This window comes from Pseudomonas sp. TH39(2020), from assembly GCF_016650715.1.
GTDB lineage: Bacteria > Pseudomonadota > Gammaproteobacteria > Pseudomonadales > Pseudomonadaceae > Aquipseudomonas > Aquipseudomonas mandelii_C.
In genome coordinates this window covers 471,213-494,382 of the sequence record NZ_JAEKFF010000008.1, presented here as the reverse complement: position 1 = coordinate 494,382, position 23,170 = coordinate 471,213, and the positions used below count along the sequence as shown (strand labels likewise).

General features: G+C 60.2%; 21 protein-coding genes and 1 pseudogene. 9 read left to right on the top strand and 13 right to left on the bottom strand.

Going from position 1 to position 23,170, the window contains the following annotated elements; translation table 11 throughout:
• Positions 1 to 17: 17 nt before the first annotated feature.
• Positions 18 to 470 carry a cupin domain-containing protein gene (locus JFU47_RS30555; RefSeq protein ID WP_201187961.1) on the bottom strand — a complete coding sequence of 151 codons (453 nt, stop codon included), beginning with the start codon at positions 468 to 470 and terminating at the stop codon, positions 18 to 20.
• Positions 471 to 663: 193 nt separating this feature from the next.
• On the opposite strand from JFU47_RS30555, the gene JFU47_RS30550 reads away from it, so the two are divergent.
• Genes JFU47_RS30550 through ligD form a run of 3 tightly spaced genes read left to right on the top strand, consistent with a single transcriptional unit; the run spans position 664 to position 5,643 of the window.
• Positions 664 to 2,049, top strand: coding sequence for an iron-containing redox enzyme family protein (locus JFU47_RS30550; protein WP_201187960.1), 1,386 nt, complete (start codon positions 664 to 666; stop codon positions 2,047 to 2,049).
• Positions 2,050 to 2,059: 10 nt separating this feature from the next.
• The gene (locus JFU47_RS30545) at positions 2,060 to 3,055 is read left to right on the top strand and encodes a methyltransferase (RefSeq protein ID WP_201187958.1); all 996 of its coding nucleotides are present in this window, start codon (positions 2,060 to 2,062) and stop codon (positions 3,053 to 3,055) included.
• On the top strand, positions 3,052 to 5,643 hold the full coding sequence (gene ligD, locus JFU47_RS30540; protein WP_201187956.1) for a DNA ligase D: 2,592 nt from the start codon (positions 3,052 to 3,054) through the stop codon (positions 5,641 to 5,643). Before JFU47_RS30545 ends, ligD begins: the two co-directional genes overlap by 4 nt.
• Here ligD and JFU47_RS30535 read toward each other — a convergent pair whose 3' ends face one another.
• From JFU47_RS30535 to JFU47_RS30510, 6 genes are all read right to left on the bottom strand, one after another.
• Complete coding sequence (locus tag JFU47_RS30535; protein WP_123369187.1) at positions 5,644 to 6,333, bottom strand: DUF3313 domain-containing protein; 690 nt, start codon at positions 6,331 to 6,333, stop codon at positions 5,644 to 5,646.
• 48 nt (positions 6,334 to 6,381) lie between these two features.
• On the bottom strand, positions 6,382 to 7,650 hold the full coding sequence (locus tag JFU47_RS30530; RefSeq protein ID WP_201187954.1) for an OmpP1/FadL family transporter: 1,269 nt from the start codon (positions 7,648 to 7,650) through the stop codon (positions 6,382 to 6,384).
• A gap of 69 nt (positions 7,651 to 7,719) precedes the next feature.
• A complete protein-coding gene (locus JFU47_RS30525; RefSeq protein ID WP_201187952.1) occupies positions 7,720 to 9,336 on the bottom strand; it encodes an arylsulfatase in 1,617 nt (538 codons plus the stop codon).
• A 291-nt stretch (positions 9,337 to 9,627) separates the two neighbouring features.
• Positions 9,628 to 9,909, bottom strand: coding sequence for a DUF3303 domain-containing protein (locus JFU47_RS30520; RefSeq protein ID WP_140681178.1), 282 nt, complete (start codon positions 9,907 to 9,909; stop codon positions 9,628 to 9,630).
• A gap of 208 nt (positions 9,910 to 10,117) precedes the next feature.
• Positions 10,118 to 10,675 (bottom strand): HD domain-containing protein, encoded by a 558-nt coding sequence (locus tag JFU47_RS30515; protein ID WP_240050542.1) that lies wholly within the window; start codon positions 10,673 to 10,675, stop codon positions 10,118 to 10,120.
• On the bottom strand, positions 10,668 to 11,069 hold the full coding sequence (locus JFU47_RS30510; protein ID WP_046049539.1) for a hypothetical protein: 402 nt from the start codon (positions 11,067 to 11,069) through the stop codon (positions 10,668 to 10,670). Before JFU47_RS30510 ends, JFU47_RS30515 begins: the two co-directional genes overlap by 8 nt.
• Before the next feature lie 117 nt (positions 11,070 to 11,186).
• Here JFU47_RS30510 and JFU47_RS30505 point away from each other — a divergent pair, with 117 nt between their 5' ends.
• From JFU47_RS30505 to JFU47_RS30485, 5 genes are all read left to right on the top strand, one after another.
• A complete protein-coding gene (locus JFU47_RS30505) occupies positions 11,187 to 11,957 on the top strand; it encodes a DUF2092 domain-containing protein (protein ID WP_201187950.1) in 771 nt (256 codons plus the stop codon).
• A gap of 1 nt (position 11,958) precedes the next feature.
• Entirely contained in the window at positions 11,959 to 12,660 is a 702-nt protein-coding gene (locus JFU47_RS30500) for a hypothetical protein (RefSeq protein ID WP_201187948.1), read from the top strand.
• A gap of 45 nt (positions 12,661 to 12,705) precedes the next feature.
• Positions 12,706 to 13,098, top strand: a complete 393-nt coding sequence (locus tag JFU47_RS30495; RefSeq protein ID WP_201187946.1) for a GFA family protein — start codon at positions 12,706 to 12,708, stop codon at positions 13,096 to 13,098.
• Between the two features lie 33 nt (positions 13,099 to 13,131).
• On the top strand, positions 13,132 to 13,590 hold the full coding sequence (locus tag JFU47_RS30490; RefSeq protein WP_123369203.1) for a metallophosphoesterase family protein: 459 nt from the start codon (positions 13,132 to 13,134) through the stop codon (positions 13,588 to 13,590).
• 136 nt (positions 13,591 to 13,726) lie between these two features.
• Positions 13,727 to 14,107 carry a RidA family protein gene (locus JFU47_RS30485; RefSeq protein WP_123369193.1) on the top strand — a complete coding sequence of 127 codons (381 nt, stop codon included), beginning with the start codon at positions 13,727 to 13,729 and terminating at the stop codon, positions 14,105 to 14,107.
• An 81-nt stretch (positions 14,108 to 14,188) separates the two neighbouring features.
• Here JFU47_RS30485 and JFU47_RS30480 read toward each other — a convergent pair.
• Together JFU47_RS30480 and JFU47_RS30475 are read right to left on the bottom strand one after the other, a co-directional pair.
• Positions 14,189 to 15,750 (bottom strand): annotated as a pseudogene (locus JFU47_RS30480) (aldehyde dehydrogenase (NADP(+))).
• 6 nt (positions 15,751 to 15,756) lie between these two features.
• Entirely contained in the window at positions 15,757 to 16,386 is a 630-nt protein-coding gene (locus tag JFU47_RS30475; RefSeq protein WP_140681186.1) for an isochorismatase family cysteine hydrolase, read from the bottom strand.
• Between the two features lie 100 nt (positions 16,387 to 16,486).
• Between JFU47_RS30475 and JFU47_RS30470 the strand changes: the two genes are divergently transcribed.
• Positions 16,487 to 16,996 carry a winged helix-turn-helix transcriptional regulator gene (locus JFU47_RS30470; RefSeq protein ID WP_201187943.1) on the top strand — a complete coding sequence of 170 codons (510 nt, stop codon included), beginning with the start codon at positions 16,487 to 16,489 and terminating at the stop codon, positions 16,994 to 16,996.
• On the opposite strand, the gene lipA is transcribed toward JFU47_RS30470, so the two are convergent.
• The 4 genes from lipA to gcvH all read right to left on the bottom strand — a co-directional run bounded on the left by lipA (position 16,971) and on the right by gcvH (position 22,861).
• Positions 16,971 to 17,987: a lipoyl synthase gene (gene lipA / locus JFU47_RS30465; protein ID WP_201187941.1), complete on the bottom strand. Its 1,017-nt coding sequence runs from the start codon at positions 17,985 to 17,987 to the stop codon at positions 16,971 to 16,973. The two genes, JFU47_RS30470 and lipA, sit on opposite strands and share 26 nt — an antisense overlap.
• A gap of 224 nt (positions 17,988 to 18,211) precedes the next feature.
• The gene (glyA, locus tag JFU47_RS30460; RefSeq protein WP_201187939.1) at positions 18,212 to 19,468 is read right to left on the bottom strand and encodes a serine hydroxymethyltransferase; all 1,257 of its coding nucleotides are present in this window, start codon (positions 19,466 to 19,468) and stop codon (positions 18,212 to 18,214) included.
• A 149-nt stretch (positions 19,469 to 19,617) separates the two neighbouring features.
• Positions 19,618 to 22,473, bottom strand: coding sequence for an aminomethyl-transferring glycine dehydrogenase (gcvP, locus tag JFU47_RS30455; protein ID WP_201187937.1), 2,856 nt, complete (start codon positions 22,471 to 22,473; stop codon positions 19,618 to 19,620).
• Positions 22,474 to 22,483: 10 nt separating this feature from the next.
• The gene (gene gcvH, locus JFU47_RS30450; protein ID WP_201187935.1) at positions 22,484 to 22,861 is read right to left on the bottom strand and encodes a glycine cleavage system protein GcvH; all 378 of its coding nucleotides are present in this window, start codon (positions 22,859 to 22,861) and stop codon (positions 22,484 to 22,486) included.
• Between the last annotated feature and the right edge of the window lie 309 nt (positions 22,862 to 23,170).

The window sequence follows — 23,170 nt, the reverse complement described above, 5'->3', positions numbered from 1 at the left end:
AGCGAGGGTGCTGGCCTCTACCGGGTTTCAGGGGTTTTCGGCACCAGAAACGTAACGCCGAAGCTCTCGGCGATTGCCAGTATCCGCGGCAAATCCTGCGGCACTTTGAGCTGATCCACCGCGGCAAAGAACTGACCTCCGCGCGGATCCGATACCACGCCGATCATCTTCGCCGTCGCGCTGATGTTCTTGTAAGCATGAATAGTCCCACCGGGAATATGCACATAACCCCCGGGGAAAACGGTGGTGGCCTTGCCCGCAACCGTCACTTCCACCTGCCCGTCAATGACGTAGAACGCTTCGTCCCAAGGGTGAAAGTGCGGAGGCGGCCCGCCGCCTTGCACGCCTTCCTGGATATGCATTTCAAAAGGTTTGCTCAGATCCCCGCCCGCGAGAATGGTGATGGTCTCACCCACGACATTGACCGGGTCGGGTTTTCTTTCGGGCTCGATGACATGAACCGTTCGCATGATTGCTCTCCGAAGGGTGTGCCTACACCCGTTGAGTATATTCACTTGATAATGCGCCTGGTGCCGCGCCACAAGCCCGTCTGTCCGGGCGATTTCAACGCCGATGGAATTTTTTTCCGGGCGTGTCGCTCTGCTGATGTAGAGACGTGCTGATTGAGCGTCCTGCCACTGGCCTCAGACCGGAGACGACCCCATGACTGCCCTGACACGACTTGCATCCCAGCCGGCTCACCAACGCGAGATCCTGACCGCCGGCAGCCTGAAAACTGTCTACGAACAGTTATTGCTGAGCGACGATATCGAACACCGGCGTGCACTCGGCCAATCCTTTCTCAAGGCTCAACTTGCGCAAGCCGCAGACCTGTCCGAGGACATGCCGCGAGACCTGTTGGCACTGCCAACCTTTGTCGAACAGCACTGCGCCGACGTGGCACGCCAATACGCCGATTACCTGCAACAGCGCAAGGATGGCGGGCCGCGGCAGTTCTTCACCAATAAGGCGCACGCGTTGTTTTTCCTGCAAGCCGTTGCCCCGACCAAACTGGTGGATGGCGCGTGGCTGTATGGGCTGCTGCGGCACTGGCATGACCCGCGTTTCGAAGGCCTGATTTGCACCTATCTGGAAGAACTGGGCGACGGCACCCCGGCGCAAAATCATGTGGTGATTTACCGCAAGCTGCTGGCCGAACATGGTTTGCTGGACAACGCGTTCATCCCGGACCAGCGTTACTTGCAAGGTGCGGTGCAATTAGCGCTGGGTTATTGCAGCGACGATTTTTTACCGGAAGTGATCGGCTACAACCTCGGTTATGAACAACTGCCGCTTCATTTGCTGATCAGCGCCTATGAACTCAGCGAGCTGGGCATCGATCCGTATTACTTCACCCTGCACGTGACCATCGACAATGCCAGCACCGGCCACGCGCGAAAGGCCGTGCAGTCGGTGCTGCAATTGCTGCCGGTGGAAGCCGACCGCGAAGACTTTCTGCGCAGGGTTGCGTTGGGTTATCGGCTCAACGATCTGGGGCAGGGCAGTCGCGCGATCATCGAGTCGTTCGACCTGCACGGCGAGTTGCTGAGCATGCTTGAGCGCAAGCGCCCGTTTGGTCAGCACATGCATTCCGACTATTGCCGGTTTGAAGGCAAGACCGTCAATCAATGGCTGTCGTCGCCGGAGCAGTTGCCACGCTTCCTCATCGCCATGGAAAACAAGGGCTGGATCAAGCGTCACCAGGACCCGCAAGCCAGCCGTTTCTGGCAATTGGTCGAGGGCGACGGCGCGGCCATGTTCGGGGTGTTCAACCCCTACGAAAAACAACTGCTGCACGACTGGATTGCTGGCGACTGGAAACCCGAGCGATCGCCGGTCGCGATTCGACGCGGCACCCGTGCCGCGACCGAACCACCCGTGCCCGTCAATGATCCGGATGTCCAAAGCCTGCACGCTACACTTAAAGGGCTTGCCGCCGACGAGCAAATGCAGGTCTTGATTCCATGGATGTCTGCCCATCGGCACGCCCACCCCGCTGGCCTGATGGCCACGCGACGGTTCATCGAACTCAAATCCGGTTTTCGATAGGGAGCCCTTCATGAATCAGGAAGAACACCTTAGCGCCCCCGATCTGGCCTTACTGCAACTGGGGCGCCGCTTGCAGGCCGACGGTTATCGTTTCATCACGCCAACGCCGCTGACCCATCAGCGGGTCAATGATCGCTCCTTTGGGCAAAGCGCCCGGACCCTGCGCGAGGTCTTCGGCTGGTCGCGGCCGTTTGAGCCGGGTCTGTTGTCGGTGGATGAGCAGCGGCAGTTGCAACAGGCCGGCGTCCTCGAGGAATGCAATGGTCGACTGAAAAGTCATGTGCGCTGGTCAAGCCTCGATGACCTGTTGTTCGTGCATTCGGGTTACCCCACTGATGCCGCTGACGCGGTGTTCTTCGGTCCCGACACTTATCGTTTTGCTCAACTGATTCACGCTCATCTGCAACAGAGCTTCGCGCCGATCAGACGCGCCGTGGACATTGGTTGCGGTGCCGGCGTCGGGGCGATTGTGATTGCCCGCGCGCGCCGTGAAGCCGAGGTGCTGGCCGTGGACATCAACCCGTTGGCGTTACGCATGACGGCGGTAAACGTCGCGCTTGCCGAGGTGGCGAACGTTAGCATCGAAGCCAGCGATGTGCTGCAAGACGTCGACGGCCACTTCGACCTGATCGTCGCCAATCCGCCGTATATGGCCGACCCGGCCGAGCGTGCTTACCGACATGGCGGCGGCGCGCTGGGCGCGCAATTGTCGTTGCGCATTGTCGAGCAAGCCCTGTATCGCCTGGCCCCCGGTGGCTCCCTGGTGCTGTACACAGGCGTGGCGATGATCGATGGCCTCGACCTGTTTCTGGATGCGGTGACGCCGCGTCTGGAATCGCCGACGTTCGGCTGGACCTACCACGAACTCGACCCCGACGTGTTCGGTGAAGAACTGTTGACCCCTGGCTATCAGCGGGTGGAACGAATTGCCGTCGTCGCCCTGATTGTCACGCGTATCGGCCCAGGCATCGGGGGCACCGTGACCTCGTCAGCAGGTGCGCCATGACCAGGAGCCTGGACGATTACAATCGCATGCGCGATTTCTCGGCAACCTCTGAACCGGCTGCCGGCAAACGTTCGGGCAAAAAAACCGCGAAGGATCATGCCTTGCAGTTCTGCATCCAGAAGCACGACGCCTCGCGCCTGCATTACGACTTTCGCCTGGAGCTCGATGGCGCACTGAAAAGCTGGGCGGTGCCCAAAGGCCCGTCACTGGACCCCAAGGTCAAGCGCCTGGCGGTGCACGTCGAAGACCATCCAATTGATTACGCCACCTTCGAGGGCAGCATTCCCGAAGGGCATTACGGTGCCGGCGACGTGATCGTCTGGGACCGGGGGGTGTGGATTCCTCAGGACGACCCGGCCGAGGCGTACGCCAAGGGCAAGCTTAAATTCGAGCTGAAAGGCGAGAAGCTCGGCGGCCTGTGGAACCTGGTGCGCACGCACATGCCGGGCAAGCAGGAACAATGGTTTTTGATCAAGCATCAGGACGGTGCGGCCAAACCCGAAAGCGATTACGACGTGGTCGCCGCCGAGCCCGACAGCGTGCTCAGTGACCGGACCATTGTTGCCAAAAAGCCGAAGACCGCTGCCAAACCCAAACCCGTCAAAAAACCCGCCGCCCCGGCGCGCAAGGAAAAGTCGGCGCCATTGACGGGCGCCCGCAAAGCCAAATTGCCGGAGCTGCTCAAACCGGAACTGGCGACGCTGGTCGAAAAGGCCCCGGGCGGCGAGTGGAGCTATGAGATCAAGTTCGATGGCTATCGGATCATGGCGCGCATCGACCACGACGAAGTCAAACTGTTCACCCGCAACGGCCACGACTGGACCCACAAACTGCCCAGGCAAGCCGAGGCGTTGGCGGCGCTAGGCCTCGAATCCGCCTGGCTCGACGGGGAAATGGTGGTCGCCGACGAGCAGGGCGTGCCGGACTTCCAGGCCTTGCAAAACGCCTTCGACTCGGGCCGCAGCGGCAACATCGTCTACTACCTGTTCGACATGCCTTACCTCAACGGCGTGGACCTGCGCGAGGTGCCGGTCGAGGAGCGAAGGGTCGCGCTGTCGACCGTGCTCAACCCGAACAAAGATCCGCTGCTGCGCTTCTCCGATGCGTTTAGTGAAGAACCGGAAGCCCTGCTCAACAGCGCCTGCCAAATGCAGATGGAAGGGCTGATCGGCAAGCGTCTGGGCACGCCTTACGTGTCGCGGCGCAGCAGCGACTGGATCAAGCTCAAGTGCAAGCATCGGCAGGAATTTGTGATCGTCGGCTTCACCGACCCGAAAGGCTCGCGCAATGCCTTCGGTGCGCTGCTGCTGGGGTTGCATGACCGCGACAGCGGTGAGTTGCGTTACGCGGGCAAGGTCGGCACCGGGTTCAACGAGACGACGCTCAAGCGCGTCTACGAGCAACTGAAACCGCTGCAAAGCAAAAAGATTTCGGTGGCCAACCCGCCGAGCGGTTTTGACGCCAAGGGTGTGCACTGGCTCAAGCCGACGCTGCTGGCTGAGGTCGCTTTTGCCGAAATGACCAAAGAAGGTTCTGTCCGTCATGCGGTGTTCCATGGCTTGCGTGACGACAAACCTGCCGAAGACATTACCGAGGAGCGTCCGAAAGCCGTGAAGACTTCAGCCGCGAAAAAAACCACTGCCGAGAAACCTTCCACCCCTGCCAACAAAAAGGCCGCGCCCGCGCCCTCACAAATCGGCCTGGGCGAGGGCAAGGTCCGCATCACTCACCCGGACCGGGTGATTGACGCCAGCAGCGGCACCACCAAAGTGCAACTGGCGGAGTATTACGCCAGCGTCGCCGAATGGATTTTGCCCGAGCTCAAGAACCGGCCCGTGGCGCTGGTTCGCGCGCCGGACGGCATCGCCGGCGAACTGTTTTTCCAGAAGAACGCCGAGCACCTGGCCATTCCGGGGATCACCACCCTGGACAAGACACTCACCGGCCAACCGGTGATGATCATCAACAACGCCGAAGCCCTGGTTGGCGCCGTGCAGATGAGCACCGTCGAGTTGCACACCTGGAACGCTACCTCGGACAACCTCGACAAACCCGACCGCTTCGTCCTCGACCTCGACCCGGACCCGGCGCTGCCCTGGAAAAGTATGGTCGAGGCGACTCAACTGACCCTCTCGGTGCTCGATGAACTGGGGCTCAAGGCGTTCCTCAAGACCAGCGGCGGCAAAGGGATTCACCTGGTGGTGCCACTGACTCGCAAGCTGGGTTGGGATGAGGTGAAAGACTTCAGCCACGCGATCGTCAGCCATATGGCCAAGTTGCTACCGGAGCGTTTTTCCGCCGTGTCGGGCCCGAAGAACCGGGTCGGGCGGATCTTCATCGATTACCTGCGCAACGGCCTCGGTGCCACGACCATCTGCGCCTACGCCGTGCGCACCCGCGAAGGGTTGCCGGTGTCGGTGCCGATCTTTCGCGACGAGGTGGGCGAGCTCAAGGGCGGCAATCAGTGGAACATCCACACTGTGCATGAACGCCTGGCCGAGGTCGGGGATGAGCCTTGGGCGGATCTTAAGAAAACCCGTCAATCCGTCACCGCCGACATGCGTCGGCGGGTTGGAATGAAGAAATAATCAATAGCCCTGGGGCTTGCTGATGAATGCCTGGAAGTCGACGCCCAGTTTATCGATCGCCGCTTTGAAATCCTTGGCGGTAACCTTCTGGCTTTCGTTCGAAAGCTGGGTGCCGAACACCTTGCGCACCGCTTTGGCCACCGTCTGATTGGTTTTCGCGTCGATGAACTCGGCTTCGATGAACAGGTTGGTGTCCTGGTCGCGGTGACCGGTCGCTGCCTGTGTCGCCCCGACCACTGCCGCGATCGGTACCACTTCATACCACTTCATGCCTTCGTTGGAGGTACTCACGCCGGTGATTGCTGCGCGCATGATCAGGGTTTTTGAGCCTTTGGGGGCCGAGCCAGCGCTGGAGACCACGCGGTATTTCTGCCCCAGCGTACTTTTGGCTTTGCTGGTCATGTAGTTCTGAATGTCGCTGAGCGTCTGCTGGTTAACCTGCTCAGTGGGCTTGGGCGCCGGGTAGAGCTCCAGTTTGTTGAAAGCCACTGTGTCATACGCATTCGGGTTCCACGACGGGCTCACCCAGCGCATCGCTGTTCCGCCGCTGGGGGTGGTCACTTCTTGCAGGTTGTTATAGCTGGACAGGTAGCCGGAATATTGCTCCTTCTCCGTCACTTTCGAAGTGCAACCGCCGAGCAGCAGGCCGGCCATTGCAGCGCCAACGAACAATTTGCGGGACAGATTCATAGTGGTGTGTGCTCCATGGATTAAGTCGTTTTTTTCGGTCGCAGGGCATCAGAAACGCCAGGTCATATTGCCGGTCACGGCTTGAATCCAGGCATTGTCGAACTGACCTGAAATTCGATTGCCGGACGTTGATTTGGTCTGGTCGACCGGCATATCACCGAGCCAGACCATCGCCCAACTGACGTTGACGTCGGTGTCCTTATTCAGAGCATAGGTGGCTCCTGTCGCAATGCGCCAGGATTCGGCCATTGGCACAGTTACAGTGCGATTACTGTCCGAGACGGCGCTGCTGTCGTAAGCCACTCCGACGTTCCACAACCATTGTGGCGTGGCCTGGTATTGCGCGCCGAGCGCCAGTTGCCAGGTGTCTTTGTAGTTGGCATCAATCGTGGTCGATCGGGCATCGAGCGCTGTGGTGTCGACCTGGACCCCGACCTCGCCGAACTCTGACCAGTCCTGCCAATTGACCGAGGCGAGCAAGGCCCACTGCCGGTCGAGTTGCTGGAACAGGCTCAGGGTGACGGTTTGTGGCACGGTTATGTCGAGTTGGGTGTTCAGTCCGTTCAATCGATCCAGCGCCGGGCCATTACCTTTGACGTCTAGCCCGTCCTCAAACTGCAGATCGACCTTGCTGGTGTAAGCCAGGCCAATGCGCGTGCCGACTTGCGGAGCGTAGATCACCCCCACATTCGCGCCAAAACCCCAATCCTTGTCTTTGTACTTGAACTGGCCGTCGCTGCGGTCGGTAAGGCCGAACGGCGAGCGGTCAATCGCGGTGTCGGATTGCAGCATGCCGTACATGGCTTTCACGCCGACGCCCAGCGACCATTGCTCGTTAAAGCGATAAGCCACGCTGGGTACAAAAGATAAACCGCCGAGGCTGGCGTTCTGCGCGAAATAGCGCCCGGACCAGTCGTTGTCGTAATTCTCCGCCAACCCGAAGTCAGCATACTGGCCGAAGCCAACGCTCCAGTGGTCATCGAGTTGGTGGCTGATGAAGAAACTACCGCCGGGAATGGGGTCGAGGGCGTTGCCACTGCCGCTACCCGGGACGTTGGTGTCGTCGTCGCGATTGAACTTGAGGTTGCCGTAGAGCACTTGCAAGCCGCCGGTGATTTGCGTGCCTGGCAGGTAACTCATGCCCGCCGGGTTACTGGCGATGGTCGAGGGGCCTTGAGCACGGGCCGCGGCGCCGGCGTTGGCCAGGCCGGCGTTATCAGTGCCGATTTCGTAGAGCATGAGACCGCCGGCGTAAGTGTGCTGGGAGCACAGGGCAAGCAGGGTGAAGGCGGGCAACGTAGCTGTTTTTATCTGCATGGGGTCACCTTGGCTAATGTCCGTCACATACGCGGGTGGCCAGTGGCGGCCACCCCAGTACGTGACTGCTTACTTGGCCATCTCCGCCCGAGCCGCTGCGATCTTGGCCTTGACCGAATCGAGGTTGAAACTCGCGCCTTTCTGCATTGGCGGAAACTCAATCGCGGTTTCGGCCAGTTTGGCGACCTGTTGCTGGACAAACACGAAGCGCCAGAACTGATACTTGAACCAGTCAAAATACTGTTGTGAACCCTGAGCGGCCTGGTTTTCCGGCCAGCCCATACGCTCGAACGGATCGAGGCGAAGATTGGTCAGGATCGGCACATCCACCGCCAGTTTGGCGCCCATCCACCCGCCTGGCTGGTCAATAAAGCGATATTTGTAGTCATCGATCCGTACCGCGCCCAGAGCACTCTCGCCGAAGTAGAAGATCTCATGGCGATTCGACGGACCTTTGCCAGTGATCATCGGTGTCTGGTCATAGCCGTCCAGGTGCACTTTGTAAGTTGTATCGCCCAGTTGTTTTCCCTTGAGTAGTTCGGCGCTGATGTTCGGATTGCCCGCCGCCGCGACCAGGGTCGGGAACCAGTCCATGCCTGACATGATGCCGTTGGCCACCTGGTTAGCAGGTACCTTGCCCGGCCAGCGAACGATCGCCGGCACCCGGAAGCCACCTTCCATGACCGTGCCTTTACCCATGGCAAACGGGGTGGTGCCGCCATCCGGCCAGGTGAAGTTTTCCGCGCCATTGTCAGTGGTGAACACCACGATGGTGTTGTCATCCATGCCGTCTTTTTTCAGCTTGGCCATCACGTCGCCGACGATGTCGTCGAGCTGCGCCATGCCGGCTTCCTGCTCCGACCAGCCATTTTGCGCATTGCGCATGGCTTCGTACTTGTCGGAGAGGTGAGTGACGATGTGCATACGAGTCGGGTTGAGCCAGAGAAAGAACGGTTTGTTGTCCTGCTTGGCCTTGTCTACAAAGGCAAATGCCTTGTCACGAATCTCTTCGTCGATGGTTTTCATCCGTTCCGGATACAGCGTGCCGGCGTCTTCGATCTTCTGTTTGCCGACCTTGCCCCAACGTGGCATCACCGTCGTATCGTCAGTCGCCGCGGCCCAACTGTGAACCATGTTGCGAGGCCCTACGGTGGCGAGCAGTTCCTGCGGATAGTTGGGGTGCGCGGGGTCTTCCATGGCGTCGAGGTGGTAGAGGTAGCCAAAGAACTCGTCGAAACCATGCACGGTGGGCAGGAACTCATTCAAGTCACCCAGGTGGTTTTTGCCGAACTGGCCGGTGGCGTAGCCCATGGACTTGAGTGTGGTGGCGATGGTGACGGCTTCGGCGGGAATACCAACGGGCGAACCTGCCTGCCCGACAGTTGTCATCCCGGTACGGATAGGCAGTTCGCCGGTAATGAAGTTGGCGCGCCCGGCGGTACAACTGGCCTCGGCGTAGTAGTCGGTGAAGCGCATGCCTTCAGCAGCGAGCTGGTCGAGGTTGGGTGTTCGACCGGCCATCATGCCCTGGTTGTAGACACCGATATTGGACCAGCCAATATCGTCGCCCATGATGACGACAATGTTGGGGGCTGTTTTGTCGGCAGCTTGAGTGACGCCGGGGACAACCATTGCAGCCAACAGTACTGATACAGCGAACGCCGAGGATAACGTTGTCCGGTTCATGCCGAGCTCCTGCGCACTAGCGTTAGTACTCTGAGGCGAGCCCCCAACCGCCCACGAAAAAATTGGATCCCCCGCGATGAGCGTAGGTACGTATTGTGAAATATCCAATAATTGTTTTTCGGCCTCAGCCCCCTTGTTTCATGGGCTTTACAGCTGGGTCGTGGATTCAGATGATCGCTGACATTTCAACCAGGCGAAGTCCTCAATCCGTGCCTGGATCGACCATAGGGAATGTGTTGTTCGAATCGCGGGAGGGCATGAGGCGGCGAGCCTGGCTCGCCGCCCCAACGACTATTGCTTGCCAACAGCGGCCGCCAGCAGCGGCCCCATCTGTTCATCGGTCAGTGCCGCCTGGACCTCCATGGTCATGAGGTCGCTCCATTCCAGCACCCACTTCTGAATGGCTGCCGGATCACTGGCCTCTGCCACGCCAAAACCGGCGGCACCACCAACGGCGTGCCAGCGTCCCAGCATTTTGACGCCAGCGGGTGGAGCTCCCCCGGTCTTGAGGAAACGCTCGATCGCGCTGTTACGATTTGCCGAACTGATAGACCAACTGACTATGAATAACATTTGCCACCTCCTGCTACGGATTGGCACCTGTTGCTCTTCGCGCACCTGGCGGGTGCCGGGACCACGGTCACGCTTTGAGTGTCCAGCTTCATCCTGACTGGCTTGAAACCATTGCTCCCATGAGAAGGCATAGCAGCGGGCCAGACTCTGCGTATGACCGCTGATCCTGTTTCGTTGCCTTTGTATCAGTCCGTGGATGATGCCTGTTTCACCAACGAAACATTGGCAGTGGGCGGAGCGGGGAGCGAAGGAGTTGTCGCGCAGTCAGCCTGATCAGCATCCCGTGAAACCCACGATTGGGAAACGTCGACTTCACCGTTTTGATGAAGTCCCGTGGCAGGCCGAATGTCACCGCGCCGAGGGATACATCGATGACATCGGCTCGCCGGAAGGGCTCGACGCTCAGTGCATGGGCGGCACCATAGGGCCGCACTTTGTGGTGTTCCAGGATCAGTGCCCTCACTTCGCTGTTCAGGTGCGACAGTTGCCGGTCGGCGAGATAACCCTCAGCCAGGCGAACCGACGGTTCCAGGTAGTCGAGGGTCCGGTCGGTCCAGATGCCCAGATCATGAAAGGCCGCCGCGATCTGCACGGTTTCGGACGGCAGACCGGCGATGCCGCTGATTGCGATATAGAAGTTCAACACCCGATAAATGTGATTGCGATAGCCCGGCAGATCAGCGCCGATCACCAGAGCGAATGACGTCAGTATGTCGTCCGTGACGGGGAATTCGAGGACGATGTTCATGGGGCTGATTTCACGCATCACGCAACAGGTCGTTGGCGTTGAGCAGCGCATAGGCAATCTCCGGGCGTTTTTCCAGTGCGCGGCGAATCGCGGCCGGGATCGACTGACGGGTTTTGCGGCATAGCCCCGGTTGTTCGCCGAGGTTAATACCGATACCGCGCATGGTGCGTACTTCGTTGAAACCGGGGGCGATGTCGACGCGGATGCCCAACTGCTCATACATCCGCTGTTGCAGGCGTTCCAGATCACTCAGGCTCTGGAGGTTTTCCAGGCGTTCGATCAGGCGCTTTTCCTCCGAGCGGGTCAGAAACAGGATGCGCACGTCCGCCCCCGGTGTTTCCAGCAGCGGGTCACGCCCGCAGTCGCAGGCGCCGGGCGGGCAGGGTTGGCGGATCGGAGGCGTGGTGGTCATGGGGCTCAATCATAGAGTGCTCCAATCCGGTTTGCCCATAGGGTTTTTGCCCTTCTGGCGAACGAGGCACGCCGGGACTAGGCTTAAGAGTCGTGCACAGGCCCAGGAGCGGGATCAATGAAAGCCAACGCGAGTGTTTTCTGCCTGTTGTTCACCCTGGCGCTGATCCCCGGGGCTCGTGCCGACGATCCGCCAACACCGGGCGCCACCCCGACAATCAACCCGCAAGTGGTCGATAAACTCATCGATATGGGCACTTACCTACGCAGTCTGCCGACGTTTCAGGTCGACGCCGAAGTGTCCCGGGATACCGTTCTGGAGTCTGGCCAGAAGATCAAGACCGAAGCCTCGACTGTCTTGAAAGTGGTGGGTCGCGATCGGATGTATGCCAAAACGGAAGGCGATGTTCGAACGCGAGAGTTCTTCTACAACGGCAAAAAACTGACCCAGTATTCTCCGTTTCTCAAGTACTACACCACCGTGGATGCACCGCCTAAAATCTCCGATACGCTGCACATGATAGAAAATCATTATGGGATTCAGGTGCCCATGGAGGACCTGTTTCTGTTTGGCAGCGATCAGGCGCAGATCGATGCACTGAAAGCGGCGCTGTACGTCGGTCCGTCGACGATCAAGGGGCAACTGTGTGATCACCTGGCCTTTCGGCAGGAGGGCGTTGACTGGCAGTTGTGGATCACCCGATCCGACAAGCCACTGCCGTGCAAACTGGTGATCACTACCACCGATGAACCGGGTTTTCCGGAATATAGCGCGGTGTATCGCTGGAACCTGAAGCCGGGCATCAAGAACTCGATCTTCACCTTCGCGCCGGCTAAAGGCGACGTGGCGATTCCATTGAAGAAAGCCAGTGATCAGGGAGGGGAATGACATGAACAGGACGATGTCGTGGAGCCTGTTGTTATCGCTCGCAACCACTTCGGTACTGACGCTGAGCCTGGTCACTTATGTGGATGCCCGACCCCAGCGCGCCCAAGGGCAAGCCAGGGCATCGGTCAATCGTGCGCCGCCGCCCAGTGCCCAAAGGGCTCAGCGCGTCAACACCGGCAATACCGCGCAACGCGCTACCAACGTCAATGCGGGCAATCGGGTCAATGCCGGCAATAGAGTCAACTCTGGGAATCGGGCGAATACCGGTAACACAGTCAACTCTGGAAATCGGGCGAATGCCGGTAACACAGTCAACTCTGGGAATCGGGCGAATGCCGGTAACACAGTCAACTCTGGAAATCGGGCCAATACCGGCAACACGGTCGGCAACCGAACCAACATCAACAACGGCACCCGTAACGTCAACATCGACAACAGCCGCGACGTGGACATCGACGTAGACGGGCGTGGCCGCTATGGCTACGACGATAACTACCATCCGATCGCCACGGCGGCGGCCGTCACCGCAACGGTCGCGGTGACAGCGGCGGTGGTCGGGTCGATTTTCACGCCAGCGCAATTGCCTCCCAGTTGCGTGCAAGTCATCCAGTACAACACGGCTTACATGCAGTGCGGTTCGACCTGGTATCAACCGCAGTATCAGGGCAGCGATGTGACTTATGTCGTGGTTAATGCGCCTTGAGTCGGGGGGCACGCTCCGACTGCTTGATTTTAGAGGAGACGCAGCATGGAGCGATTCACGGGGGGTTGCCTGTGCGGCAACGTCCGAATTGAGGCGTCAGGACTCCCGTATCGGGTCGGCCTTTGTCACTGTCTCGACTGCCGCAAGCATCATGGGGCGCTTTTTCATGCTAGCGCGATATTCCCTCAGAGCGCGGTGACGATCGAAGGCGAAACACGCGACTACGCCGGGCGGTTTTTCTGTCCCCGCTGCGGCTCGTCCGTTTTTGCACGCACCGACGACGAAATCGAAGTGAACCTGGGGTCCCTGGATGCCCCTGACCAACTGATGCCAACCTACGAAAGCTGGATCATGCGTCGTGAGTCCTGGTTGCCGCCGTTTCCGCTCACAAAACGATACGAGCGCGATCGTGATGCCACGGGCCGCTTTGAGGAATAGGTGCCAATCCATGAACCGGACCTGGAGCGCTGCATGAAAGTGGGCGTGATTTCCGATACCCATGGCTTGCTCCGCGCCGAAGCCCTTGCTGCACTGCAGGGGTGTGAGCGGATTATTCATGCGGGCGACATCGGCAATCCCGACATTCTCGATCAACTGGCGTCAATAGCCCCCCTGCACGTGGTCCGGGGGAACAATGATCTGGACGCCATTTGGGCGGAAAATCTCGCCGACTGCCTATGTTTCGACCTGAACGGATGGCAGACCTTGCTGGTACATGACAGTGCCGATGTCCCCGCCGTGCTTGATGCAGGCATCAAGCTGGTGATCACCGGCCATTCGCACAAGCCCCGCATAGAATGGCGCGGCGAACAGCTCTACCTCAATCCCGGCAGCGCGGGACGCCGGCGTTTCAAGCTGCCGGTGACGCTGGCTCTGCTTGAGGTGTTTGAGACCTCAATTGAGCCGCGCCTGGTCTCGCTACTGGAATGACCTTTCCCTGGATTGTTTTGGCTACAAAAGAATTTCCACCGTCGGCAGCGTTGCAACGAAAGCGTTAATACTTAGACGGGTTTTCCAGCCGCTATATACTCGACAGCCCCTTTACCACCCCATGCATGAGATCCCCATGGCAAACCACGACCTCACCTTTCTCCCCGACCCCGATCCGCAATCCATCTCCTCGGATGTCGCCGGTTTCGGCGGCCTACTGGTCTCCACTCAGATCCCTACCCGCGCCGATGGCAGTCTGGAATTGGGCGACATCGCCCTGCAAAGCGAGTGCACGCTGCAGGCGCTCAAGGTTGCGCTGGAGCACGCCGGCAGTTCCATGGACCGGGTTCTGCATCTGACCATCTACCTCACCGACATGGCCGACCGCGCCGCCTTCAACGAGGTCTACCAGCGCTTCTTCGCCAAGCCCTGGCCGGTTCGGGCCGCCGTTGGCGTGGCCTCCCTGGCGGTTGAAGGCATGCGCGTGGAAGTCACCGCGATGGCGGCCAAGGGCTGAGTCCGCGGGCTTGACCGGCGGCCTCGCTCAACGAGCGGGCGCCGCCGGGCGGGTTGGCAAAGACTGCTTCAAGGATGGCTTTTATTGGCCGTCTACGAGGCGAGGCAGCCCCAAGGGATCAAACTCGCGCAATGACTCAGGCAATAGCTCATCAGGAAAACCCTGGTACGACACCGGGCGCAAAAAGCGTTCAATCGACGTCATGCCAACCGAGGTGAAGCGGCTGTCCGACGTTGCCGGAAACGGTCCACCGTGGATGGTGGCGAAAGACACCTCCTGAGGATGCGCGAAGGCGTTGACAACGATTCGCCCGGTGCGCCGCTCCAGGACCGGCAGCAAGCGATGAGCCAATGGCATATCACGCTCATCAAGATGCATGGCGGCGCCGAGCTGGCCCTTGAGCGAGCGACGGCGAGCAGTTCATCCTCATCCTCGACGTTCACCAGCAGTGCTGAAGGACCGAATACTTCTTGCGCAAGTACCGCCTCGGTCAGGAAGCGTTGACCGTCGACCTCATGCAACACCGATTGGCCATCAACATCAGCGTTGGATAGCGAGCCTTCGGCGACGCGACTTGCACCAACGCTCTCCATTGTGGCTAGGCCGTTCAAGTAGGAGGCATGAATACCCGGCGTCAGCATGGTGCGCGCCGATGCTTCGGTGACGCGCTTGATCATGGCGGCGCGCAGCGGTTCAAAGCCAGCCCCTTTGATGGCGAAGAGGATGGCAGGTCTGAGGCAGGCTTGCCCCACATTGACCAGCATGCGCTCGACAAAGCCATCACCGATTTGCGCGCCACGCGCGGCCAGCGCATAGGGCAGGATGAACGTGGGGTTGACGCTGGTCATCTCGGTGAATACGGGAATGGGGTCGGGGCGTTGCTGCGCACGCCGGTACAGCGCCATGCCGCCGTGCTCCGAGCCGGTGAACGTCACAGCCTTGATCAACGGATGATCGACCAAGGCTTCGCCGATCGTGTTGCCGCTGCCACGTACCATCGAGAAAACACCCTCTGGCAGTCCGTTCTCTTGCACCGCCTTGCGGATGGCACGCGCCTGAATTTCTGATGCGCCGGGATGAGCGTTATGCGCCTTCACGATGACGGTCGCGCCGGCTGCCAACGCTGAAGCGGTATCGCCACCTGCGACCGAATATGAAATTGGAAAGTTGCTCGCACCGAAAATAGCCACAGGGCCGATCGCCATTTTCTGAAGTCGATGATCCATGCGTGGGCGGGGTTGACGATGAGGCTGTGCCGGATCGATGGCCAACTGGAGGAAGCGTCCTTTGCGTACGACATCCGCAAATTGGCGAAACTGGGTGGCGGCTTTTGCCGCTTCGCCCTCAAGCTGAGTCTCAGGCAGGCCCGTTTCGAGCGCGGCCCGTGCGGCAAGCTCATGGCGGACAGCGTCGAGATTGTCGGCAATGCTTTCCAGGAACGCCGCGCGCCGGGTGAGCGAGGTATGGCTGTAACGGTCAAATGCTTCGTCGGCGAGCGTCGCAGCCTGGTCGACTTCCGCCACACCACCGAATGCGAAATCCGGTTCGATCAACTGGTTGGTTGCGGGGTTGAGTGCCTTCATGGTCCCTTCAGTGGCCGGGACTTCGTTTGCACCAATGATGAGGTTTCCAGTCAATTTCATGGCGTGTTACCCCTGCTGTGCCAGAGACGCGATCAGCTCGTCCGTCGCCACAATGGCGTGGGCGAACGTGGGGCCGTTGAGTTCATGCGCGGCCTGCATCATTTCCGGCTTGAAGGCAGCGGTCGCATCACGCACCAGTGTGACGTGGTAACCGAGTTCCACGGCGTAGCGCGCGGTTGCCTCGATGCAGGTATTCGCCAGCAGGCCAACGATGATCACGTGCGTGATGCCTTTCTGCTTGAGGCGAAAATCAAGGTCGGTATTGGCAAATCCGCTTGAGCCCCAATGTTCCTGAACGACGATGTCGCCATCCTTTGGCGCGAAATCGGGGTGCCATTCGCCACCCCATTCCCCGCGTGCGAAGTGATGCATGTGCATGACCTTGCATTGTGTGGGGCTTGGATGATCCCAGCCTTCGTAGTCGCCTTGCTCCCAACGGCGGTGCGGTACGATGACCACCGGAATATCGAGTGCACGGACGGCGCGGTCGAGGGCGCGCAGATTGTCGAGCAGGCCGACTTGCTCGGCAATCGGCTCGATCAAGGGGTAGACCTTTCCGCCTTCCGACAGGAAATCATTGTAAGGATCGACCAGCAGATACGCGGTTCTGTTGAGGGGATAAATGGCTTTGGACATGGCGATTTTCTCCAGGGATTTGGGATGACCCGTGCCGAGGGCTTGCCCTGGCACGCTGTTGATATGATAATCATAGCAACTGTAGAAGAGGCAAGTCCTTATGTCGGTAAATACAAGTGCTGTTCAAACCCTGTGCCCGATTGCACGGGCTGAGGCGGTCGTGGGAGACCGCTGGACCGTATTGGTCCTGCGTGAGTTGTTCATGGGGAGCCATCGATTCGACGAGATCCAGGCGCAGACCGGAGGAACCCCGCAAATGGTCGCCGCACGCCTGAAAAATATGGAGGCTGACGGGCTCGTCGCACGTCGTCCTTACAACGAGCGGCCGCCACGCTACGAATATCACCTCACCCCGAAAGGGCAGGCCTTCTATTCGGTGGTGCTTGCGCTGCGGGCGTGGGGAGAAACCTGGTGCAAGTCGCCGGAAGAGGAGTTGGCGGTCGTTTATACCCACAAAACCTGTGGCCAACCCGCAGGGCTAGGGCCGCTTTGCGAACATTGCGGCGAACTCTTGCGCCGTGAAGAACTGATCAGCGAGCCGAGCGCCGCCTACATCGAAGAACGCAACGCACGGCGTGAGGCTTTCAAGGGGAATCGAATCCAGCAGTAAGGAGGGAATCCACAGTGCTCGTTACCCGCTGAACTTGCTGGTCCGCATGGTAGGACGAGCGCACCAGAGGACCGGACGCAACGTTCTTGAAGCCCATCCGCGTACCTTCCTCGGCGAACCAGGCGAACACGTCGGGGTGGACGAAACGCTGGACCGGCAAGTGACTGCGCGACGGTTGCAGGTATTGGCCGAGGGTGAGCATGTCGACATCGTGCTCACGCATGCGCTGCATGACTTCGATGACTTCCTCGTCGGTCTCGCCAAGGCCCAGCATCAGGCCGGACTTGGTCGGTACATGCGGGACCATTAGCTTGAACTTCTGCAGCAGATCCAGTGACCACTCGAAATCCGAACCCGGCCGCGCGGCTTTGTACAGGCGCGGGACGGTCTCCAGATTATGGTTGAACACATCGGGAGGCTCAGTGGCGGTGATCGCCAAGGCCACGTCCATGCGACCGCGGTAATCGGGCACCAACGTTTCCAGTTGCACGCCCGGCGACAGCTTGCGGATTTCGCGCAGGCAATCGACGAAATGTTGGGCGCCGCCGTCGCGCAAGTCGTCACGGTCCACCGAGGTGATCACCACGTACTTGAGGCGCAGGTCGGCGATGGCCACGGCGAGGTTCATTGGCTCGTCGGCGTCCAGCGGTTTTGGTCGGCCGTGGCCGACGTCGCAGAACGGACAACGGCGGGTGCAAATGTCACCCATGATCATGAAGGTCGCCGTGCCACCGGAAAAACACTCGCCGAGGTTCGGGCAGGAGGCTTCTTCACAGACGCTGTGCAGTTTGTGTTTGCGCAGCAACTGTTTGATCCGGTCGACCTCGGGGGAGATCGGAATGCGTACGCGAATCCAGTCGGGTTTGCGTGGGAACTCATCGGTCGGGATGATCTTCACCGGAATTCGCGCGACTTTTTCTGCACCGCGCAGTTTGACCCCGACTTGCATTTTTACCGGCACTTTGCCGGTCGTTTCCACAAGAATACTCATGTCGTTTTTCCTTTAGCGCGAGCGGGGGGGCGGCCGGCACTTTGTAGCAGCTGTCGAGCTTGCGAGGCTGCGTTCGGCTGCGCAGCAGTCGTAAAACCTGAGTGCAAGGTTTGTCTGAAACACCGCATCGTCTGATTTCACGACTGCTGCGTCCGATCGCGGCCCGAACCGAACGCAGGCTTCGCCAGCTGCTACAAAGTGCGGGCCAGCCCTCCCGCTGCGGATCAGTCGCGGTAGACAGGGAAATCAGAGCACATCGCGGCAGCCTGTCTGGCGACGTTGGCCTCGACATCGGCATCGCCGAGGTGATCGAGAATGTCGCAGATCCAGCCCGCCAGCTCGATGCTCTGGGCTTCCTTGAAACCACGGCTGGTGATCGCCGGTGTGCCGATGCGCAGGCCAGAGGTCACGAACGGCGATTGCGGATCGTTCGGTACGGCGTTCTTGTTCACGGTGATGCCGGCACGACCGAGGGCGGCGTCGGCGTCTTTGCCGGTCAGGCCCTGACGAATCAGGCTGACCAGGAACAGATGGTTGTCGGTACCGCCCGACACGACGTCGTAACCTCGGTCAATGAAGACTTTTGCCATCGCCTGGGCGTTGCGGATCACTTGCGCCTGATAGGACTTGAAGGCCGGCTCCAGCGCTTCTTTGAAGCACACAGCCTTGGCCGCGATGACATGCATCAACGGGCCACCCTGACCACCGGGGAACACCGCTGAGTTGAGTTTTTTCTCCAGTTCCGGATTGGCCTTGGCCAGGATCAGGCCGCCGCGCGGACCGCGCAGAGTCTTGTGGGTTGTGGTGGTGACGACATCGGCAAAGGGAATCGGGTTCGGGTACAGACCGGTCGCTACCAGCCCGGCAACGTGGGCCATATCGACAAACAGATAAGCGCCGACCTTGTCGGCAATCGCCCGGAAACGCGGGAAGTCCAGGGTCTTCGAGTAAGCGGAGAAACCGGCGATGATCATCTTCGGCTGGTGCTCGACGGCCAGGCGTTCGACTTCGTCGTAATCGATCAGCCCGGTCGCGGTGTCGATGCCGTACTGAACGGCGTTATACAACTTGCCGGAAAAACTGACTTTGGCGCCGTGGGTCAGGTGACCGCCGTGGGCCAGGCTCATGCCCAACACGGTGTCGCCGGCTTGCAGCAACGCCAGATAGACCGCCGCGTTCGCCTGGCTGCCGGAGTGCGGCTGGACGTTGGCGTAATCGGCGCCGAACAGCTGTTTGGCGCGGTCGATGGCCAATTGTTCGACCACGTCGACGTGTTCGCAGCCACCGTAATAGCGCTTGCCCGGATAGCCTTCGGCGTACTTGTTGGTCAGGCCGCTGCCTTGCGCTTCCATCACCCGTTGACTGGTGTAGTTTTCCGAAGCGATCAGCTCAATGTGGTGCTCTTGACGTGCGTCTTCGGCGTTCATCGCTGCCAGCAGTTCGTCGTCGTAGCCTTTGATCTGGTCGTGTTTGCTGAACATGGTGGAGTCCTCTGTTGTTCACTGAATGGGGCTGATGTACACCTGTGGGAGCGAGCCTGCTCGCGAAGGCGGGGTGCCAGGCGATTCAAAAGTGACTGACACTCCGCCTTCGCGAGCAGGCTCGCTCCCACAGGGGGTATGTGTTGTTTTCAGGCGTCCTGGTAGTCGGCAATCGACGGGCAGGCGCAGATCAGATTGCGATCGCCGAACACGTTGTCGACCCGACCTACAGGCGGCCAGTATTTGGCGTCGATCAAGGTTGCGAGTGGATACACCGCTTGCTCACGGCTGTACGGATGCGTCCACTCACCGACGATTTCCGCCGCGGTGTGCGGGGCGTTTTTCAGCGGGTTGTCGTCCTTGTCCAGCGTGCCGTTTTCCACCGCGCGGATTTCTTCGCGGATGCGGATCATGGCGTCGCAGAAGCGGTCCAGTTCTTCTTTGGATTCGCTTTCGGTCGGCTCGATCATCAGCGTGCCGGCCACCGGGAACGACATGGTCGGGGCGTGGAAACCGAAATCGATCAGGCGCTTGGCGACGTCATCGACGCTGATGCCGCTGCTGTCTTTCAGCGGACGCAGATCGAGGATGCATTCGTGTGCCACCAGGCCGTTGCTGCCGGTGTAGAGCACCGGGTAGTGCTCTTCGAGGCGACGGGAAATGTAGTTGGCATTGAGGATCGCCAGTTGCGAAGCACGCTTGAGGCCGGCGCCACCCATCATCCGAATGTACATCCAGGTAATCGGCAAAATGCTCGCGCTGCCGAACGGTGCAGCGCAGACCGCGCCTTCTTTACGCTCCATGGTGCCGTGACCCGGCAGGAACGGCGTCAGGTGCGATTTCACGCCAATCGGGCCAACGCCCGGGCCGCCACCGCCGTGGGGGATGCAGAAGGTTTTGTGCAGGTTCAGGTGCGACACGTCGCCGCCGAACTTGCCCGGCGCGCAGAGGCCGACCATCGCGTTCATGTTGGCGCCGTCGATGTACACCTGGCCGCCGTTGTCGTGAACGATGCCGCAGATTTCGCGGATGCCTTCTTCGAACACGCCGTGGGTCGACGGGTAGGTGATCATCAGCGCGGCGAGGTGTTCGCGGTGCTCGATGGCCTTGGCGCGCAGGTCTTCGATGTCGACGTTGCCGCGGGTATCGCAGGCGGTGACGACCACGCGCATGCCGGCCATGTTGGCGGTAGCGGGGTTGGTGCCGTGGGCCGAGGACGGGATCAGGCAGATGTCGCGACGGTCTTCGCCACGGCTCTGGTGGTAGGCGCGGATCGCCAACAGGCCGGCGTATTCACCTTGCGAACCGGCGTTCGGTTGCAGGCTGATCGCGTCGTAACCGGTGGCGGCACAGAGCATCGCTTCCAGCTCGTCGGTCAGCTGCTGGTAGCCGGCGCTTTGCGCGGCCGGGGCGAACGGGTGCAGGGCGCCGAATTCGGCCCAGGTCACCGGGATCATTTCGCTGGCGGCGTTGAGTTTCATGGTGCACGAACCCAGCGGGATCATGGTGCGATCCAGCGCCAGGTCCTTGTCGGCGAGCTTGCGCAGGTAGCGCATCAGCTCGGTTTCCGAGTGATAACGGTTGAACACCGGGTGGCTGAGGATCGGCGACTGGCGCAGCAGGGCGGCCGGAATGGTGCTTTGTACGGAAGCGGCGAGGGCGGCGAAGTCCGGCAGGGTCTTGCCGTCGGCCAGCAGGGCCCACAGGGTTTCCACGTCGGCTTGCGACGTGGTTTCGTCGAGGGACAGGCCCAGACGCTCGCCATCCACCACGCGCAGGTTGATCTGCTGGGCGCGCGCTTTATCGTGCAACGCGGCAGTGTTGGCGCCGGTGTTCAGGGTCAGGGTGTCGAAGAAGCTTTCCTGCTCGACACTCAGACCGATTGCGCTCAAGCCTTTAGCCAGAATCGCCGTCAGGTGATGCACGCGGTTGGCAATCTGCGTCAGTCCTTTTGGACCGTGGTACACGGCGTACATGCTGGCGATGTTGGCCAGCAGCACCTGGGCGGTGCAGATGTTGCTGGTGGCCTTCTCGCGGCGGATGTGTTGCTCGCGGGTCTGCATCGCCAGGCGCAGGGCCGGCTTGCCGAAACGGTCCACGGACACACCGACCAGACGGCCGGGCATGTCGCGCTTGAACGCATCCTTGGTGGAGAAATACGCTGCGTGCGGACCACCGAAGCCCAGCGGCACGCCGAAGCGTTGCGCGCTGCCGATGGCCACGTCGGCGCCGAATTCACCCGGCGGGGTCAGCACGGTCAGGGCCAGCAGGTCGGCGGCGACCGCGACCAACGCATTGGCGGCGTGGAAGCGTTCGGTCAGTTCGCGGTAATCGAATACATCACCGTTGCTCGCCGGGTATTGCAGCAGGGCGCCGAAGAATGGCGTCACGTCCGTCAGTTCGCGCTCGTCGCCGACGACCACGTCGATGCCCAACGGCTCGGCGCGGGTGCGCAGCACGTCGAGGGTTTGCGGGTGGCAATGCACGGAAGCGAAGAACGCGTGGCTGCCTTTGTTCTTGCTCAGGCGTTTGCAGAAGGTCATCGCTTCGGCGGCGGCGGTGGCTTCATCCAGCAGCGAGGCGTTGGCAATCGGCAGGCCGGTGAGGTCACTGATCAGGGTCTGGAAGTTCAGCAGCGCTTCGAGACGGCCTTGGGAAATTTCCGGTTGGTACGGGGTGTAGGCGGTGTACCAGGCCGGGTTTTCCAGCAGGTTGCGCAGGATTGGCGACGGCGTGTGCGTGCCGTAGTAGCCCTGGCCGATGTAGGTCTTGAACAGCTGGTTTTTGCCGGCGATGGATTTGATCAAGGCCAGGGCGTCAGCTTCACCCAGGCCGTCTTCGAGGCCGAGGACGCTGGTGCCCTTGATGCTGTCGGGGATGACGCTGGCGCTCAGGGCTTCCAGGGAGTCGAAGCCGAGGCTGTTGAGCATGGCTTGCTCATCAAAGGCGCGCGGACCGATGTGGCGGGCGATGAATTCGTTGCGGGTGTCGAGGAGGGTGGTCATACGCAAATCCTCAAGCGTCGTCGTTGGTCAGGCGCTCGTAAGCGGCCTGGTCGAGCAGGGCGTCCATTGCACGCGTGTCGCTGGGGCGCAGACGGAAGAACCAGCCCTCACCCAGTGCGTCTTCGTTGATCAATTCGGGAGAGCTTTCCAGCGTCGAATTCACCTCGACCACTTCGCCGTCCAGCGGCATGTACACGCTGCTGGCAGCTTTCACCGACTCGAGCACCGCCACCTCATCGCCAGCACCGAAGGTGCGCAGTTCAGGCACCTGAACGAAGACCACATCACCCAGCGCTTGCTGGGCATAAGCGGTGATCCCCACAGTGATCAGGCCATCGCTCTCAAGACGCAGCCATTCGTGATCGACGGTAAAACGCAATTCGCTCATATCAACTCCTCATTGTTCTGACTCATCCGCTGCTGGTGGCGGATGGCGATTGGCAGGCTCGTGCCGGGCAGCGAGCGTGGCTTGAGGGTTGATAGCAAGGGCGGTGCCAATCTTATTTATTTATTAAAAATCAACGAGTTGAGATGTTTTTAGCAGAATTGGTGCGCAGCTTCCGTATTGAAATCAATACAGACATGCGCAGAGGAGGGAGCGAAGTCTAGGGCAGACACGTCGAGAGGTTTTGTCTTGATTTCGATACGCTGTATCGATTTTAAGACACCCATCTCCGTGGGAGCGAGCCTGCTCGCG

Bases quoted from the DNA above. Each gene is read 5' to 3' on its own strand.
- JFU47_RS30555 (WP_201187961.1), bottom strand. From the start codon at position 470: ATGCGAACGGTTCATGTCATCGAGCCCGAAAGAAAACCCGACCCGGTC.
- JFU47_RS30550 (WP_201187960.1), top strand. From the start codon at position 664: ATGACTGCCCTGACACGACTTGCATCCCAGCCGGCTCACCAACGCGAG.
- JFU47_RS30545 (WP_201187958.1), top strand. From the start codon at position 2,060: ATGAATCAGGAAGAACACCTTAGCGCCCCCGATCTGGCCTTACTGCAA.
- ligD (WP_201187956.1), top strand. From the start codon at position 3,052: ATGACCAGGAGCCTGGACGATTACAATCGCATGCGCGATTTCTCGGCA.
- JFU47_RS30535 (WP_123369187.1), bottom strand. From the start codon at position 6,333: ATGAATCTGTCCCGCAAATTGTTCGTTGGCGCTGCAATGGCCGGCCTG.
- JFU47_RS30530 (WP_201187954.1), bottom strand. From the start codon at position 7,650: ATGCAGATAAAAACAGCTACGTTGCCCGCCTTCACCCTGCTTGCCCTG.
- JFU47_RS30525 (WP_201187952.1), bottom strand. From the start codon at position 9,336: ATGAACCGGACAACGTTATCCTCGGCGTTCGCTGTATCAGTACTGTTG.
- JFU47_RS30520 (WP_140681178.1), bottom strand. From the start codon at position 9,909: ATGTTATTCATAGTCAGTTGGTCTATCAGTTCGGCAAATCGTAACAGC.
- JFU47_RS30515 (WP_240050542.1), bottom strand. From the start codon at position 10,675: ATGCGTGAAATCAGCCCCATGAACATCGTCCTCGAATTCCCCGTCACG.
- JFU47_RS30510 (WP_046049539.1), bottom strand. From the start codon at position 11,069: ATGACCACCACGCCTCCGATCCGCCAACCCTGCCCGCCCGGCGCCTGC.
- JFU47_RS30505 (WP_201187950.1), top strand. From the start codon at position 11,187: ATGAAAGCCAACGCGAGTGTTTTCTGCCTGTTGTTCACCCTGGCGCTG.
- JFU47_RS30500 (WP_201187948.1), top strand. From the start codon at position 11,959: ATGAACAGGACGATGTCGTGGAGCCTGTTGTTATCGCTCGCAACCACT.
- JFU47_RS30495 (WP_201187946.1), top strand. From the start codon at position 12,706: ATGGAGCGATTCACGGGGGGTTGCCTGTGCGGCAACGTCCGAATTGAG.
- JFU47_RS30490 (WP_123369203.1), top strand. From the start codon at position 13,132: ATGAAAGTGGGCGTGATTTCCGATACCCATGGCTTGCTCCGCGCCGAA.
- JFU47_RS30485 (WP_123369193.1), top strand. From the start codon at position 13,727: ATGGCAAACCACGACCTCACCTTTCTCCCCGACCCCGATCCGCAATCC.
- JFU47_RS30475 (WP_140681186.1), bottom strand. From the start codon at position 16,386: ATGTCCAAAGCCATTTATCCCCTCAACAGAACCGCGTATCTGCTGGTC.
- JFU47_RS30470 (WP_201187943.1), top strand. From the start codon at position 16,487: ATGTCGGTAAATACAAGTGCTGTTCAAACCCTGTGCCCGATTGCACGG.
- lipA (WP_201187941.1), bottom strand. From the start codon at position 17,987: ATGAGTATTCTTGTGGAAACGACCGGCAAAGTGCCGGTAAAAATGCAA.
- glyA (WP_201187939.1), bottom strand. From the start codon at position 19,468: ATGTTCAGCAAACACGACCAGATCAAAGGCTACGACGACGAACTGCTG.
- gcvP (WP_201187937.1), bottom strand. From the start codon at position 22,473: ATGACCACCCTCCTCGACACCCGCAACGAATTCATCGCCCGCCACATC.
- gcvH (WP_201187935.1), bottom strand. From the start codon at position 22,861: ATGAGCGAATTGCGTTTTACCGTCGATCACGAATGGCTGCGTCTTGAG.